General features: G+C 72.0%; 14 protein-coding genes. 10 read left to right on the top strand and 4 right to left on the bottom strand.

The features are described 5' to 3' along the window. The first annotated feature begins 376 nt into the window (after positions 1–376). The 3 genes from mycP to TK50_RS06230 all read left to right on the top strand — a co-directional run bounded on the left by mycP (position 377) and on the right by TK50_RS06230 (position 3,022). Positions 377–1,516 carry a type VII secretion-associated serine protease mycosin gene (mycP, locus tag TK50_RS32830; protein ID WP_422119936.1) on the top strand — a complete coding sequence of 380 codons (1,140 nt, stop codon included), beginning with the start codon at positions 377–379 and terminating at the stop codon, positions 1,514–1,516. Positions 1,517–1,703: 187 nt separating this feature from the next. Beyond that, positions 1,704–2,372 carry a Maf family protein gene (locus TK50_RS06235; protein ID WP_043961874.1) on the top strand — a complete coding sequence of 223 codons (669 nt, stop codon included), beginning with the start codon at positions 1,704–1,706 and terminating at the stop codon, positions 2,370–2,372. Beyond that, a complete protein-coding gene (locus TK50_RS06230; RefSeq protein ID WP_043961873.1) occupies positions 2,369–3,022 on the top strand; it encodes an O-methyltransferase in 654 nt (217 codons plus the stop codon). The genes TK50_RS06235 and TK50_RS06230 overlap by 4 nt, the downstream gene beginning before the upstream one ends. A gap of 119 nt (positions 3,023–3,141) precedes the next feature. On the opposite strand, the gene TK50_RS06225 is transcribed toward TK50_RS06230, so the two are convergent. The 3 genes from TK50_RS06225 to TK50_RS06215 all read right to left on the bottom strand — a co-directional run bounded on the left by TK50_RS06225 (position 3,142) and on the right by TK50_RS06215 (position 5,592). Next, a complete protein-coding gene (locus TK50_RS06225) occupies positions 3,142–3,897 on the bottom strand; it encodes an ABC transporter permease (RefSeq protein ID WP_043961872.1) in 756 nt (251 codons plus the stop codon). A gap of 17 nt (positions 3,898–3,914) precedes the next feature. After that, positions 3,915–4,874: a daunorubicin resistance protein DrrA family ABC transporter ATP-binding protein gene (locus TK50_RS06220; RefSeq protein ID WP_043961870.1), complete on the bottom strand. Its 960-nt coding sequence runs from the start codon at positions 4,872–4,874 to the stop codon at positions 3,915–3,917. Positions 4,875–4,986: 112 nt separating this feature from the next. Continuing rightward, complete coding sequence (locus tag TK50_RS06215; RefSeq protein ID WP_043961869.1) at positions 4,987–5,592, bottom strand: PadR family transcriptional regulator; 606 nt, start codon at positions 5,590–5,592, stop codon at positions 4,987–4,989. A 145-nt stretch (positions 5,593–5,737) separates the two neighbouring features. Between TK50_RS06215 and TK50_RS06210 the strand changes: the two genes are divergently transcribed. The 3 genes from TK50_RS06210 (at position 5,738) to TK50_RS06200 (ending at position 9,659) form a co-directional block, all read left to right on the top strand. Beyond that, positions 5,738–7,489, top strand: coding sequence for an acetyl/propionyl/methylcrotonyl-CoA carboxylase subunit alpha (locus TK50_RS06210; RefSeq protein WP_043961868.1), 1,752 nt, complete (start codon positions 5,738–5,740; stop codon positions 7,487–7,489). 86 nt (positions 7,490–7,575) lie between these two features. Next, a complete protein-coding gene (locus TK50_RS06205; RefSeq protein ID WP_043961867.1) occupies positions 7,576–9,015 on the top strand; it encodes a GuaB1 family IMP dehydrogenase-related protein in 1,440 nt (479 codons plus the stop codon). A 209-nt stretch (positions 9,016–9,224) separates the two neighbouring features. After that, a complete protein-coding gene (locus tag TK50_RS06200; RefSeq protein ID WP_043961866.1) occupies positions 9,225–9,659 on the top strand; it encodes a MarR family winged helix-turn-helix transcriptional regulator in 435 nt (144 codons plus the stop codon). Between the two features lie 93 nt (positions 9,660–9,752). Here TK50_RS06200 and TK50_RS06195 read toward each other — a convergent pair whose 3' ends face one another. Then, complete coding sequence (locus tag TK50_RS06195; RefSeq protein WP_043961865.1) at positions 9,753–10,310, bottom strand: TetR/AcrR family transcriptional regulator; 558 nt, start codon at positions 10,308–10,310, stop codon at positions 9,753–9,755. Between the two features lie 86 nt (positions 10,311–10,396). On the opposite strand from TK50_RS06195, the gene TK50_RS06190 reads away from it, so the two are divergent. From TK50_RS06190 to TK50_RS06175, 4 genes are read left to right on the top strand one after another with little or no spacing between them, the layout of a single operon-like run. Further along, positions 10,397–10,840: a DoxX family protein gene (locus TK50_RS06190; protein ID WP_043961864.1), complete on the top strand. Its 444-nt coding sequence runs from the start codon at positions 10,397–10,399 to the stop codon at positions 10,838–10,840. A gap of 24 nt (positions 10,841–10,864) precedes the next feature. Then, complete coding sequence (locus TK50_RS06185; RefSeq protein WP_043961863.1) at positions 10,865–11,347, top strand: MarR family winged helix-turn-helix transcriptional regulator; 483 nt, start codon at positions 10,865–10,867, stop codon at positions 11,345–11,347. Further along, complete coding sequence (locus TK50_RS06180; RefSeq protein WP_043961862.1) at positions 11,341–13,074, top strand: ABC transporter ATP-binding protein; 1,734 nt, start codon at positions 11,341–11,343, stop codon at positions 13,072–13,074. The genes TK50_RS06185 and TK50_RS06180 overlap by 7 nt, the downstream gene beginning before the upstream one ends. Next, entirely contained in the window at positions 13,071–15,110 is a 2,040-nt protein-coding gene (locus tag TK50_RS06175; protein ID WP_043961861.1) for an ABC transporter ATP-binding protein, read from the top strand. The genes TK50_RS06180 and TK50_RS06175 overlap by 4 nt, the downstream gene beginning before the upstream one ends. Positions 15,111–15,223: the final 113 nt, after the last annotated feature.

Here is a 15,223-nt window from a genome sequence, read left to right as displayed (position 1 = left end):
GCAACAGTTCCTCGCGAAGAGTTAATCCGATCGGAGGTGTGATCGGAGGCGGCGGAGCTGGCACTTCGCCAACCGGCGCCGCAGGTACTCGCCCTAGCGCAGGGCGGGGACCACACTTCAACATGACCCACGCGGCACCACCGATCGGCGCTCCGCCAGGCGTAGTTAACACCTCAGGGCTGAAGGGAACATCGCCACATCTACCTCTCCAAGAAACAGATGAGGCCGATGCGCTCCATTGGGACCCTGACCACCCATGGGCGACCGCCGAGGGTGTCCCCCCTGTAGTCCGTCCGTCCGAGAAGGACGGGCCAATTGACCCAGGGCCGGCCATTGGCTTTGACCGGTGAGGAGTCTCTTACTATCGGGCGCCACCATTACGATCCTATCTGCACTGACGGCCACTACCACACATAATCCAACAGCGGCGCACACCGCCCCCCCACCGGCTGGCATGATGCAGATACGAGCGGACCAGTGGCACCTTCGTTACCTGAAGGCTGCAGAGGCCCAGAGAATCACCCAGGGGGAAGGAGTTGTAGTCGCAGTCCCTGACACTGGCGTCGATGCACACCCCGACCTTCGTCGCAACCTCCTCGCAGGAATTGACGCAATTCCTGGAGGCGACGGCGAAGGGCACAGAGATCGCAACAGCCATGGCACCAGCATGGCAGGGCTAATCGCGGCACACGGACAGGGCGCGAATGGCGCACTAGGGATAGCCCCCAAGGCAAAGATCCTGCCGATCATGTCTTCCGATTCGGATAATCTCGGCAACGCAGACGGCCTGGCCGTTGGGATAGAGTTTGCTATTTCGCGTGGGGCGGACGTGATTAATGTTTCCAGCGGAGGCGGCGCCAGCGTCCGACTCATCAAGGCAATCAGAGATGCGATCGCTGCAGACATTGTAGTCGTCGCAGCCGCCGGAAACACCCCCGAAGACATCACAGTTGGCTACCCAGCCAACGAGGAGGGCGTCATCGCCGTTGGCGGAATAGATCGGCAGGGGAATCATGCGTCGATCTCCGTTGTCGGCTCGAAAGTTTCCCTGGTTGCTCCGGCGGTCGATATTTACAGCACTAGTTATGGCGGCAAGTACTCCAAAGGGACCGGCACTTCCAGTGCCACTGCGATAGTCGCGGGGGCCGCTGCTCTTGTCCGGTCCAAATACCCCGACCTGCCGGCCTCGGAGGTCGTCCACCGCCTCACTGCCACCGCCGTCGACAAGGGGCCGCCCGGCCGTGACGACGAGTACGGCTACGGAGTCGTCGACCTGGTGGCGGCGCTCACGGCAGACGTACCCCCTCTGGGTTTCGAGTCGGCGACGGCGGGTGCGCCAGGCGCGGGCGGGCCGACCACGACGGCGGTCGCGGAGCCGGCCGACGATGGTGACGACGGGTCTACGGCTCGTGGCCTGGCCACGTTGGGGGTGATCGTGGCTGCTGCGGGAGCCTGGGCGCTGGTCGCACGGCGCCGACGACTGAGCGACGACCCGCCGCCGCGGATTAGCCGGTGAGCCGTCAGCAGTGACGCCATGTCGGCGACATTGGGGGGTTGGAGCGGGCGGGATACCGCGATGTCGGCGACATGGAGTCGATCAACGGGCAGGGCAGCACCCGCCGACATGGAGTCGATCAAGGCGACAGCGAGGGTCGCGGCCAGGCAGAGGCGGCGCAGGTGGTGGAGGCGGTAGCGTCGGCGGCGTGTCGAACTCGATTGCGCTCCGACTCGTGCTCGCGTCGGCGAGCCCTGCCCGTCGCAAGCTCCTGCATGCCGCCGGCATCGAACCCGATGTGCTGGTCAGCGGGGTCGACGAGTCTCAGGTGGTCAGCGAACGGGCCGAGGACCTGTGCCTGGAGCTGGCCCGGCTGAAGGCGCAGGCGGTCGTCGGCCGGCTGCGGCCCTCCGCCGACGAGCGGACGCTGGTGCTCGGCTGCGACTCGGTGCTCGCCTTCGACGGCGAGATCCTCGGCAAGCCCGCCGACGAGGCCGACGCGACGCGGCGTTGGGAGCGGATGCGGGGGCGCACCGGGGTGCTGCACACCGGGCACTGCCTGATCGACGTCATCCACGAGACGCGCGCCGAGGCGGTCGCTTCGACCACCGTGCGGTTCGCCGAGGTCAGCGACGAGGAGATCGCGGCGTACGTCGCGACGGGTGAGCCGCTCGCGGTGGCCGGCGCGTTCACCATCGACGGGTTGGGCGGGGCGTTCCTGGAGGGTGTCGACGGGGATCCGGGCACGGTGGTCGGGCTTTCCCTGCCGCTGCTGCGTCGTCTCCTCGGCGAGCTGGACCTGCGGATCATCGACCTGTGGACGAAGGTCGCGCCGGGCGGCCAGGAGGTCGAGGCGCTGGGTACGGTCCGGTCATGACGACGAAGTCGCTGCCGCTGACCCCGGAACTGCACGCGTACGTGGTGGCCCACGGCTCCGCCCCGGACGAGGTGATGCGGGACCTGGTCGAGGAGACCCTCGCCGCGCTGCCCGCCGAGGCGAGGATGCAGGTGGCCCCGGAGCAGGCGGCGTTCCTGACGTTCCTCACCCGGCTGGTGGGGGCGCGGCGGGCGGTGGAGGTGGGCACCTTCACCGGGCTGTCCTCGCTGGCGATCGCGCGCGGGCTGGCCGAGGGCGGGCGGTTGACCTGCTTCGACATCTCGGCGGAGTACACGGACGTGGCACGGCGGTACTGGGCGCGGGCCGGGGTCGACGACCGGATCGAGCTGCGGATCGGGCCGGCCGGGGACACGCTGCGGGAGCTGCCGTACGAGCGGCACCTGGACTTCGCGTTCATCGACGCGGACAAGGTCGGCTACCCGGTCTACTGGGCGGAGCTGGTGCCGCGCATGCGCCCGGGCGGGATCGTCGCCGTGGACAACACGCTGCGCGGGGGTCGGGTGCTCGCCCCGAGCAACGCCGACGACCGGGCCGTCGCCGCGTTCAACGACGAGGTGATGGCCGACGTCCGGGTGGAACCGGTGCTGCTGCCGATCGCCGACGGGCTGACGCTGGCCCGGGTGCGCTGACGACGGCCCTCGGCCGACCGATCGCTCCCGCTCACCGACGCTGGGCTGCCCCGCCACACCCCGATCACGGTGGGGTGCGGCGGGGCACGGGTGTTTGGAGGGGGCCCTTCTTTGCAAGTTCAGCGGACGCTGCGGGCGAACTGACGGGCGGCCCAGGCGACGCCGGCGGCGGCCAGCACCGCGATGATGCTCAGGCCCTGCCAGACCTTGTCGTTGCCGAGGTCGCCGGCGAAGAGGGCCCGGGTGCCGTCCACGGCCCAGGAGAACGGGTTCCACTCGGCGACACCCTGGAGCCAGCCGGGGGCGAAGGTGAGCGGCAGCAGGATGCCGGAGAGCAGCAGCACCGGCTGGGCCACGGTGTTCATCAGCGGGGCGAGCGCGTCCTCGCTCTTGACCTTGAGCGCGACGCCGTAGGAGACGGCCGAGGTCATCAACGCGATGAGGGCGAGCATCAGGTACGCCAGGAGCAGGTCGCCGATGAACACGCGCAGCTCGAACAGGAGCGCGAGCACGGTGATGATGACTGCTTGGGCGAGCAGCGACACGACGTCGCGCAGGGACCGGCCGAGCAGCAGCGCGAGCCGGCTGACCGGGGTGACCCGGGACCGTTCGATGACCCCGGCGCGCAGCTCGGCGATCAGGCCGAAGCCCTGGAAGAGGCCGCCGAAGATGGCCAGCAGCACCAGCAGGCCGGGCACGAAGATCTTGTACGCCTCGGCCTGGGTCGGCGCGTTCAGCGCCGGCTTGAGCAGCGGGGCGAAGAGCAGCAGGTACATCACCGGCTGGAAGACGCCGACGAAGACCCAGACCGGGTTGCGGAGCAGGAGCTGCGTCTGGCGCTGGAAGACGAGCCAGGTGTCGCGGGCGAACTTCATGATCGACTCCGGGGAGGTCAGGACTCGCGCAGCGAGCGGCCGGTCTTGGTGAGGAAGACGTCGTCGAGGCTGGGGCGGTGCAGCTCGATGGAGTTGAGCGCGAGACCGGCGTGGTCGAGCCGGCGCAGGACCTGCGGGATGGCGGTCGCCCCCTCGTCGACGGTCAGCCGCAGGCCGCCGCCGTCGACGGTCTCCAGCTTGGCGACGTACGGCTCGGTGTCGAGCAGTTGGGCGGCCTGGCCGGTGGTGGCGACGTCGAGCCCGACGAGCAGCACCTCGCCGGAGATCTCGCGCTTCAGCCCGGTCGGGGTGCCCTCGGCGACCACCTCGCCGTGGTCCATGATCGCGATGCGGTCGCAGAGCGCGTCGGCCTCGTCGAGGTAGTGCGTGGTGATGAAGACGGTCATCCCCTCGGCGCGCAGCCGGCGGATCTCGTCCCACATGTGGGCCCGGCTCTGCGGGTCGAGGCCGGTGGTCGGCTCGTCGAGGAAGACGATGCGCGGGTCGTGGATGATGCCGAGGGCGATCTCGACGCGGCGACGCTGACCGCCGGAGTAGGTCTTGCACTTGCGGTCGGCGTACTCGGTGAGCTGGAAGGCGGCGAGGGCGCGTTCGGCGCGGCGGCGGGCGTCGGCCTTGCTGATGCCGTACATCCGGGCGTGCAGGACCAGCTCCTCGCGGGCGGTGGAGTCGTCCCAGGTGCTGCCGCCCTGGGCGACGTAGCCGATGCGGCGGCGCACCTCGGCGGGGTCGCGCAGCAGGTCGGCCCCGGCGATGGTGGCCTGGCCGCCGTCGGGGGCGATGAGGGTGGCCAGCATCCGCAGGGTGGTGGTCTTGCCGGCGCCGTTGGGGCCGAGGAAGCCGAAGATCTCCCCCTCGGCGACGTCCAGGTCGACGCCGCGGACGGCGTCGACGGTCTTGTGCTGTCGACCGGCGCGGGAGCGGAACGACTTCCGCAGCCCTCTGGTCTCGATCATCTTCGCTCCTGGTCGTCCTTGGCCGGACGGGACCGGCCTTTCCCCCGGGGACGCCACGCGACACGGGTGGCCCCGAAACTCCGGCGAGGCTAACGCGATATAACTTCTCTAGTCAACTTTGATTATTCTCCTCGCGCGCCCCTTCCCCGACGCTCCAGTCGTCCCGCCCGGCCAGCCCCTCCGGCAGGTACGGCACGCCGGCCTCGATCCGGTCGGCGACCCGCTCGCACCAGTCCGCCTCGGCCTCGCCCCGGGCGATCCACAGCTCGTACGTCCAGCTCACGCCCACCGGCTTGGAGTCGCGGATCCAGGCGGACGCCATCGAGGCGCGCATGCTCTCCACGCCGGCCCGCAGCACCTGCCCCCGGCTGCGCAGCGCGGCCGCCGCCTCCGGCCTGGGCAGCGCCGGCAGGAACGCGAACGCCGCCATGAACGGGTCGTTCGTCTGATGATTGCCCCACCACAGGTCGCGCAGCAGGGTCTCGAACTCGTCGACCCCCTTCGGGGTGATCTCGTACGTCGTCCGGGCCGGCCGGACGCCGACCTGCTCGGTGGCGACCTCGCGCAGCAGCCCCTCCTCGCCGAGCTTGCGCAGCGCGTGGTAGATCGAGCCGGGCTGCACGTTGGCCCACTTGTCGGCGCCCCAACTGAGCAGCTCGCGGCGGACGTCGTAGCCGTGCACCGGCTGCATCCACTTGACCAGGCCGAGAATCATCATCCGAGTGGCAGACACCGGAGAAGCGTATTAGGCAAGTTTGACTATCGGCGGCGGGACAGTGCCACATCCCACACTGAGCGATCGTTAGGGTCGCGACCTCGGCCGATAAACTCCCCGTCAGTAACATCCCGGGAGGAGGCACGAGGTGCGCAAGGTACTCATCGCCAACCGAGGCGAGATCGCCGTCCGCGTCATCCGCGCCTGCCGCGACGCCGGCCTGGGCAGCGTCGCCGTCTACGCCGACTCCGACCGGGACGCGCTGCACGCCACCCTGGCCGACGAGGCGTACGCCCTGGGCGGCGACACCGCCGCCGAGACGTACCTGCGGATCGACAAGCTGATCGCCGTCGCCGCGCAGGCCGGGGCCGACGCCGTCCACCCCGGGTACGGCTTCCTCTCCGAAAACGCCGACTTCGCCCAGGCCGTCCTCGACGCGGGCCTGACCTGGATCGGCCCGACCCCGCAGGCGATCCGCGACCTCGGCGACAAGGTCACCGCCCGGCACATCGCCCAGCGGGCCGGCGCGCCCCTGGTCCCCGGCACCCCGGACCCGGTCGCCGACCACGACGAGGTGACCGCGTTCGCGGTCGAGCACGGCCTGCCGGTGGCTATCAAGGCCGCCTTCGGCGGCGGCGGGCGCGGCCTCAAGGTGGCCCGCACCCTGGAGGAGATCCCGCACCTGTTCGAGTCGGCCACCCGCGAGGCGGTCGCCGCGTTCGGCCGGGGCGAGTGCTTCGTCGAGCGCTACCTCGACCAGCCCCGGCACGTCGAGGCGCAGGTCCTGGCCGACCAGCACGGCAACGTGGTCGTCGTCGGCACCCGGGACTGCTCGCTGCAACGCCGGCACCAGAAGCTCGTCGAGGAGGCCCCCGCGCCGTTCCTCACCGACGCCCAGCGCGCCCAGATCCACGACAGCGCCAAGGCGATCTGCCGGGAAGCCGGCTACCACGGCGCCGGCACGGTGGAATACCTGGTCGGCGCGGACGGCACGATCTCCTTCCTGGAGGTCAACACCCGCCTCCAGGTCGAGCACCCGGTCACCGAGGAGACCGCCGGCATCGACCTCGTGCGCGAGCAGTTCCGCATCGCCGACGGCGAGCGGCTGCGGCTGACCGAGGACCCGACGCCGCGCGGACACGCCATCGAGTTCCGGATCAACGGCGAGGACCCGGGCCGCAACTTCCTGCCCGCCCCCGGCACGGTCACCGCGCTGCGGCTGCCCACCGGGCCCGGCGTCCGGGTGGACACCGGTATCTCCGCCGGCGACGTGATCGGCGGCAACTTCGACTCGCTGCTGGCCAAGGTGATCGTCACCGGCGAGACCCGCACCGAGGCCCTGGAGCGGGCCCGGCGGGCGCTGGACGAGATGGTCGTCGAGGGCATGGCCACCGCGCTGCCGTTCCACCGCCTGGTGGTGCGCGACCCCGCGTTCACCGCCGCGCCGTTCACCGTGCACACCCGGTGGATCGAGACCGAGTTCGACAACACCGTGCCGCCGTTCACCGCCGTCGCCGGCCCCGCCGAGGGCCCGGCCGAGCGGGAAACCATCGTGGTCGAGGTGGGCGGCAAGCGGCTGGAGGTGACGCTGCCCGCCGGCCTCGGCGCGGGTACGTCCACCGCCGCGCCCGCCGCGCGGAAGCCGGCCCGCCGGGGCGGCGGGGCCAAGGCCGGCGCGGCGGTCGACGGCGACGCGCTCACCTCGCCGATGCAGGGCACGATCGTGAAGATCGCCGTCGCGGACGGGGACACCGTCGCAGAGGGTGACCTGGTCGTCGTGCTGGAGGCGATGAAGATGGAGCAGCCGCTGCACGCGCACAGGGCGGGCACGGTCAGCGGGCTGTCCGCCGAGGTCGGCGCGGTCATCACCGCCGGCTCCCCCATCTGCACGATCGCCTGAGGCGCACGGAGGAGCCGCGTACCGGCCCGGGGTGTTTTCCGCGACCACCGCGGGCGGCGAAGCCCAGGTCCGGCAATGATGGCCGGGTGCGGTTCCTTCATGGCGCGGTCCCCGCGCACGACCTGACCTACAACGACGTCTTCATGGCGCCGGCCCGATCCGAGGTCGGCTCCCGGCTGGACGTCGACCTGGCCACCTCGGACGGCACCGGCACCACCATCCCCCTGGTGGTGGCGAACATGACGGCGGTGGCCGGCCGGCGGATGGCCGAGACCGTCGCCCGGCGTGGCGCGATCGCGGTGATCCCGCAGGACATCCCGATCGACGTGGTGGCCAACGTGGTCGGCTGGGTCAAGCGGCGGCACCTGGTGCACGACACGGCGATCACCCTCGGCCCCACCGACACCGTCGGCGACGCCATCCACCTGCTGCCGAAGCGGTCGCACGGCGCGGTGGTGGTGGTCGACGAGGCCGGCCGCCCCCTGGGCGTGGTGACGGAGGCGGACACCCTGGGCGTGGACCGGTTCGCCCAGCTCCGGCACGTGATGTCGACCGAGCTGCACACGGTGCCGGCGGATGCGGACCCGCGTACCGGATTCGACCGGCTCTCGGCGGCCCGGCGGCGGCTCGCGCCGGTGGTGGACGGCGACGGCCGCCTGGTCGGGGTGCTGACCCGCAAGGGCGCGCTGCGCGCGACCCTCTACCGGCCGGCGGTGGACGACCGGGGCCGGCTGCGGGTCGCGGCGGCCGTCGGCATCAACGGCGACGTCACCGGCAAGGCCGCCGCGCTGCTGGAGGCCGGGGTCGACACCCTGGTGGTGGACACCGCGCACGGGCACCAGGAGCGGATGATGTCCGCGCTGCGGGCGGTGCGCAAGCTCGACCCGGGCGTCCCGGTCGCGGCCGGCAACGTCGTCACCGCCGACGGGGTACGCGACCTCGTCGAGGCCGGTGCCGACATCGTGAAGGTGGGCGTCGGGCCGGGCGCGATGTGCACCACCCGGATGATGACCGGCGTGGGGCGGCCGCAGTTCTCGGCGGTGCTGGACTGCGCGGCGGCGGCGCGGGAGCTGGGCCGGCACGTCTGGGCCGACGGCGGGGTGCGGCACCCGCGCGACGTGGCGCTGGCGCTGGCCGCCGGCGCGTCGAACGTGATGATCGGGTCCTGGTTCGCCGGCACCTACGAGTCCCCCGGCGACCTGTACACCGACGCGGACGGCCGGCGGTACAAGGAGAGCTTCGGGATGGCCTCGTCGCGGGCGGTGAGCGCGCGTACGGCCGAGGACGGCGCGTTCGACCGGGCACGCAAGGGGATCTTCGAGGAGGGCATCTCGTCGGCCCGGATGTATCTCGACCCCGACCGTCCGGGCGTCGAGGACCTGATCGACGAGATCATCTCCGGGGTACGCAGCGCGTGCACGTACGCGGGTGCGCGCACTCTGGCGGAGTTCGCGGAGCGGGCGCTGGTCGGGGTGCAGAGCACGGCCGGCTACACCGAGGGGATGCCCCTCCCGACGAGCTGGTGAGCCCGCCGAGGTGCGCGCCAGGTGAATTACTCGCCTGTCTAACTATTATCGGGTGCTAACTTTTACCCATGGAGCACGTTTCGCCCGCATCACCGGCGCGGGCAGTCGCGCCCGGCACCCAGGCGAGCCCGGCGGACAGCGGGACGACGCGCAACGGGGCTGCGGGCCGGCCGGCGGCGGACACCGAGACGGTGGCGGCGCTACGCGACATGCTCCGGATCGCCGGGGACACCCGCGCCGCGCTGGCCCGGCGGCTGGGCATCGGGGCGACCGACGCCGCCGCGATCGAGCACCTCGTCGCCAGCACGGAGCCGCTCGGCCCCGTCGAGCTGGGCAACCGGCTGGGCATCCGGTCGGCGTCGGCGACCAGCCTGGTCGACCGGCTGGTGCAGGCCGGGCACGTGGCGCGGGCACCGCACCCGCGCGACCGGCGGCGGCTGTGTCTCCAGGTCACCGACCACGCCGCCGAACAGGTGGTCGAGGCGCTGCGGCCGATGCTCGTCGGGGTGGAGCGGGCGGTCGGTCGGCTCTCTCCGGAGCAGGCGGCGGCGACCGCCGCGTTCCTGCGCGAGATGGCCGAGGTGATGCGCGAGTACATCGACGCGACCCCGGCCGAGCCGGCGCAGCGGCGCGCTCCGCGCTGAGCCGGCGTCAGCCGAAGCCGAAGCCGGGGCGTCGGTCGAAGCCGGGCCGGCGTCAGCCGAAGCCGAGGGGCGTCAGTCGAGGCCGGGCCGGCGTCAGTCGAAGAGGCGGCGGATGACGTTCCGGGCGGCGGCCTCCGGGTCCGGGCCGGTGCGGGGCGGGAGCGCCCCGGCCAGCCAGAGGGTCGCGAATCCGTGCACGATCGACCAGGCGGCGAGGGCGTCCGCTTCCTGGTCCGGGTCGGTGCCGTCGCGCGGGAGGGCGGCCACTCCGGCCCGCAGCGCCACGCCGGCCCGCTCGCGGGCGGCCGCCACCTCCGGGTCGTCGCGGCGGTAGAGCTCCGGGCGGAACATCACCTCGAAGTGGGCGCGGTGCCCGACCGCGAAGCGGACGTACGCGACACCGGCGTCGAGCAGGTCGCCGGCCTCGCGCAGCGCCCCGGCCAGCAGGTCGAAGCCCTCGACGGCGAGCGCGGTGAGCAGCCCCGCCTTGTCGCCGAAGTGGTGGGCGGGGGCGGCGTGCGAGACCCCGGCGCGGCGGGCCAGGTCGCGCAGGCTCAGGGCCGCCGGCCCGGCCTCGGTGATCGCCTCGACGGCGGCGGCGAGCAGGGCGCGACGCAGGTCACCGTGATGGTAGCCACGCTGTCCGGTCATGGCCGAAGCCTAACTTGTCGTTGACAAGATGGCGAGGCGGGCGCAATCTAGCCAGTGACAAGTTACCCCTGACCGAGGAGGTTCCCATGGCACCCCTGATCGCCCTCGTCGCCGGATTCACCCTGGCCCGGCTGGCCGGGCTGCTCGGCGTGGACGCCCTGGACGGCTGGCACCCCGCGCTGCGGGTCGGGCTGGCGGCCCTGTTCGCGCTCACCGCGTTCGCCCACTTCACCGGCCGCCGGGCCGACCTGATCGCCATGGTGCCGCCCCGACTGCCCCACCCGGGGCTGCTGGTGACCGTCACCGGCGTGCTGGAGCTGGCCGGCGCCGTGGCGCTGCTCGTGCCGGCCACGGCGGGGTGGGCGGCGGCCGGGCTGGGGCTGCTGCTGCTCGCCATGTTCCCGGCCAACGCCTCGGCCGCCCGGCGCGGGCTGACCCTGGCCGGTCGACCGGTGACCCCGCTCGTGCCTCGCGCGTTGCTCCAGGTGGTCTTCCTCGCCGCCGCCGCCGCTATTTCGTTTGGGGCCTGACTATCAGGGGGCTAACATGAGCGCATGGACCTGATCGGGCTGCGGGACGTGCCGCTGGGCCGGCTGCTGGTGACCGCCGGTCACATCGTCGGCCAGCGGTGGAACCGCTACCTCGCCGAGGAGCACGGTCTGACCCAGGCGGGCATGGCCACCCTGATGACCCTGGCCCAGCACGGCGAGCTGCCCCTCCGGGCGGTCGCCGAGGCCGGCTTCATCCGCCCGGCCACCCTCACCGGCATCGTCGACACGCTGGAGCGGGACGGCCTCGTCGAGCGGCAGCGCGACGACACCGACCGGCGCAGCGTGCGGCTCGTCCTGACCCCCGCCGGCCGGGAACGGGTCGCCGCACTCATCACCCTCATGCAGTCCGGCCGACCGCTGACCTCGGTCGACGCAGACCCGGCGAAGGCGGCCGTGATCCGGCAGTTCCTGCTCGAGGTCATCGGCAGTGGAGAGGAACCACAGATGACGCCCCACGACACGAGACCGGAGACCTCTGCGTGCTGATCCGGCTGCTCCGCGCGTACCTGCGCCCCTACCATCGGCCACTGGCGGCGGTGCTGGCGTTCCAGTTCGTCGGCACGATGGCCTCGCTCTACCTGCCGAGCCTCAACGCCGACATCATCGACCAGGGCGTGGCCCGGGGCGACACCGGCTACATCATGCGTACGGGCGGCTGGATGCTGCTGGTCAGCCTGGTGCAGATCACCTGCTCCACCGCCGCGGTCTACCTCGGCGCGCGCACGGCGATGGGCTTCGGGCGGGACGTCCGCGCCGAGCTGTTCGCCCACGTCAACCGGTTCTCCGCCCGCGAGGTGGCCCGCTTCGGCGCGCCCTCGCTGATCACCCGCAACACCAACGACGTGCAGCAGGTGCAGATGCTCGTGCTGATGAGCTGCACCATCCTGGCCGCCGCGCCGATCATGAGCGTCGGCGGGGTGGTGATGGCGCTGCGGGAGGACATCGGGCTGTCCTGGCTGATGCTGGTCAGCGTCCCGGTGCTGGCGGTCGCGCTCGCGCTGATCATCCGGCGGATGGTGCCCGGGTTCCGGCTGATGCAGACCCGCATCGACGTGGTCAACCGCGTGCTGCGCGAGCAGATCACCGGCATCCGGGTGGTCCGGGCGTTCGTCCGGGAGCCGTACGAGACGGAGCGCTTCGGCCGCGCGAACGCCGACCTCACGGCGACCGCCCTGCGCACCGGCCGGCTGATGGCCCTGATCTTCCCCATCGTGATGCTGGTGCTCAACGTCTCCAGCATCGCCGTGCTCTGGTTCGGCGCGGAACGCGTCGACGCCGGTCAGATCCAGGTCGGTGCGCTCACCGCCTTCCTGCAGTACCTCATGCAGATCCTGATGGCCGTCATGATGGCCACCCTCATGCTGATGATGGTCCCCCGCGCCGCGGTCTGCGCCGAGCGGATCGTCGAGGTGCTGGACACCGACTCGACGGTCGTCCCGCCGGCCGCACCGGTGACCGAGGTGACCGTCCGAGGCGAGCTGGAGCTGCGCGACGTCCGGTTCCAGTATCCGGGGGCGAGCGCGCCGGTGCTGCACGACATCTCGTTCACGGCGCGCGCGGGGCGCACCACGGCCGTCATCGGCAGCACGGGGGCCGGCAAGACGACCCTGCTGACGCTGATCCCCCGACTGGTCGACGCCACGGCCGGGGCGGTGCTGGTCGACGGGGTGGACGTGCGCGACCTCGCCCCGGACGAGCTGTGGCGGCGGATCGGGCTGGTGCCGCAGCGGCCGTACCTGTTCAGCGGCACGATCGCCAGCAACCTGCGGTACGGCAACCCGGATGCCACCGACGACGAGCTCTGGGCCGCCCTGGAGGTCGCCCAGGCGCGCGACTTCGTCGCCGAGCTGCCCGAGGGGCTGGACGCCCCGATCGCGCAGGGCGGCACCAACGTCTCCGGCGGGCAGCGGCAGCGCCTCGCGATCGCCCGCGCCCTGGTGCGCAAGCCGGAGATCTACCTGTTCGACGACTCGTTCTCGGCGCTCGACCTCGGCACCGACGCCCGGCTGCGGGCGGCGCTGCGGCCGGTCACCAGGGACGCGGCGGTGGTGATCGTGGCCCAGCGGGTCTCCACGATCGTCGACGCCGACCAGATCATCGTGCTCGAGGACGGGGGCATCGTCGGGATGGGCCGGCACGCCGAACTACTGGAGAACTGCCCGACGTACGCGGAGATCGTCGCGTCCCAGCAGACGGCGGGGGTGCCGGCATGACGGCCGTACCGGACCAGCGGCCCGTCGGGGCGGCGAAGGCGGAGCCGGCCACGCCGAAACGGCTGCCCCCCGGCGGCCAGCGCGGCGGCCCGCCGTGGATGGGCGCCGGCATGCCGGCCGAGAAGTCGATGAACTTCGGGCCGTCGGCCCGGCGGCTGCTGCGCCGGTTGCGGCCCCACCGCCTCCAGCTGATCGTCATCGTCACCCTCGCGCTGGTCAGCGTCGGTTTCAGCGTGTACGGGCCGAAGGTGCTCGGCCACGCCACCGACCTGATCTTCAGCGGGGTGATCGGCCGGCAGCTACCGGCCGGGACCACCGCCGAGCAGGCGGTCGCGGCGGCCCGCGCGGCCGGCAACGACAACTTCGCCGACATGCTGGCCCGGATGGACGTGGTGCCCGGGGTCGGCATCGACTTCACCGCCCTGGGCCGGGTGCTGCTGTTCGCGCTCGCCCTCTACCTGGCGGCCAGCGTGCTCATGTGGTGGCAGGGCTGGCTGCTCAACGGGGTGGTGCAGCGCACGGTGCTGCGGCTGCGCGCCGACGTCGAGGACAAGCTGAACCGGCTGCCGCTGCCGTACTTCGACCGGCAGCCCCGGGGCGAGCTGCTCAGCCGGGTCACCAACGACATCGACAACATCTCGCAGACCCTCCAGCAGACGCTGAGCCAGCTGCTCACCTCGCTGCTGACCGTGGTCGGCGTACTGGCCATGATGTTCTGGATCTCGCCGTTGCTGGCGCTGGTGGCCCTGGTCGCGGTGCCGCTGTCGGTGGTGGTCACCGGCGCGATCGCGAAGCGTTCGCAGCAGAGGTTCATCGCCCAGTGGACGCACACCGGCGAGCTGAACGGCCAGATCGAGGAGGCGTTCACCGGCCACGAGCTGGTGAAGGTCTTCGGCCGGCAGCGCGAGGTGGAGGCCGCCTTCACCGCCAAGAACGACGAGCTGTTCCGGGCCAGCTTCGGCGCCCAGTTCATCTCCGGGATCATCATGCCGGCGATGATGTTCATCGGGAACCTCAGCTACGTCGCGATCGCCGTGGTCGGCGGGCTGCGGGTGGCGTCGGGCACGATGAGCCTCGGCGACGTGCAGGCGTTCATCCAGTACTCGCGGCAGTTCACGCAGCCCCTGGCCCAGGTCGCCTCGATGGCCAACCTGCTGCAGTCCGGGGTCGCCTCCGCCGAGCGGGTGTTCGCGGTGCTCGACGCCGAGGAGCAGAGCCCCGACCCGGCCGTGCCGGCCCGGGTCGCCGACCCGCACGGCCGCGTCGAGTTCGACCGCGTCTCCTTCCGGTACGAGCCGGACAAGCCGCTGATCACCGACCTGTCGCTGGTCGCCGAACCGGGCCACACGGTGGCCATCGTCGGGCCGACCGGGGCCGGCAAGACCACCCTGGTCAACCTGGTCATGCGCTTCTACGAGCTGGACGCCGGCCGGATCACCCTCGACGGGGTCGACATCACCACCCTGCGCCGCGACGACCTGCGCGGCCGGATCGGCATGGTGCTCCAGGACACCTGGCTCTTCGGCGGCACGATCCGCGACAACATCGCGTACGGCAGGCCGGGCGCGAGCGAGGCGGAGATCGTGGCCGCCGCGCGGGCCACGTTCGTGGACCGCTTCGTGCGCAGCCTCCCCGACGGCTACGACACCGTCATCGACTCCGAGGGCAGCAACGTCAGCGCGGGCGAGAAGCAGCTCATCACCATCGCCCGGGCGTTCCTGGCCGAGCCGTCGCTGCTGATCCTCGACGAGGCGACCAGCTCGGTGGACACCCGCACGGAGGTGCTGCTCCAGCGGGCCATGGCGGCGCTGCGCTCCGACCGGACCAGCTTCGTCATCGCCCACCGCCTGTCCACCATCCGCGACGCGGACCTGATCCTGATGATGGAGAACGGCCGCATCGTCGAGCAGGGCACCCACGAGCAGCTGCTGGCCGCCAGGGGCGCGTACCACCGGCTCTACCAGGCCCAGTTCAGCCAGCCGGACCCGGTCGCCGTCGGCGACCCGGGGCCCCGGCCCGCCCCGGTCCAGGGCTGAGCGTCGTGACACGGGCGGGCCGCCGGCACGGGACCTGCCGGCGGCCCTGGCGGCCCGGACGTCGGGAACGAGGGCCCGACGTGCGGGGCCGCGCCCCGACAACGGTACGCCGC

Origin of the sequence: Micromonospora haikouensis, from assembly GCF_000876225.1 — a bacterium.
Lineage (GTDB): Bacteria > Actinomycetota > Actinomycetes > Mycobacteriales > Micromonosporaceae > Micromonospora > Micromonospora haikouensis.
This window is presented reverse-complemented; position numbering and strand designations above follow the sequence as displayed.

Coding starts and splice junctions, on each gene's coding strand:
- TK50_RS06230 (WP_043961873.1), top strand. CDS start 2,369: ATGACGACGAAGTCGCTGCCGCTGACCCCGGAACTGCACGCGTACGTG.
- TK50_RS06225 (WP_043961872.1), bottom strand. CDS start 3,897: ATGAAGTTCGCCCGCGACACCTGGCTCGTCTTCCAGCGCCAGACGCAG.
- TK50_RS06220 (WP_043961870.1), bottom strand. CDS start 4,874: ATGATCGAGACCAGAGGGCTGCGGAAGTCGTTCCGCTCCCGCGCCGGT.
- TK50_RS06215 (WP_043961869.1), bottom strand. CDS start 5,592: ATGATGATTCTCGGCCTGGTCAAGTGGATGCAGCCGGTGCACGGCTAC.
- TK50_RS06200 (WP_043961866.1), top strand. CDS start 9,225: ATGCTCCGGATCGCCGGGGACACCCGCGCCGCGCTGGCCCGGCGGCTG.
- TK50_RS06195 (WP_043961865.1), bottom strand. CDS start 10,310: ATGACCGGACAGCGTGGCTACCATCACGGTGACCTGCGTCGCGCCCTG.
- TK50_RS06190 (WP_043961864.1), top strand. CDS start 10,397: ATGGCACCCCTGATCGCCCTCGTCGCCGGATTCACCCTGGCCCGGCTG.
- TK50_RS06185 (WP_043961863.1), top strand. CDS start 10,865: ATGGACCTGATCGGGCTGCGGGACGTGCCGCTGGGCCGGCTGCTGGTG.
- TK50_RS06175 (WP_043961861.1), top strand. CDS start 13,071: ATGACGGCCGTACCGGACCAGCGGCCCGTCGGGGCGGCGAAGGCGGAG.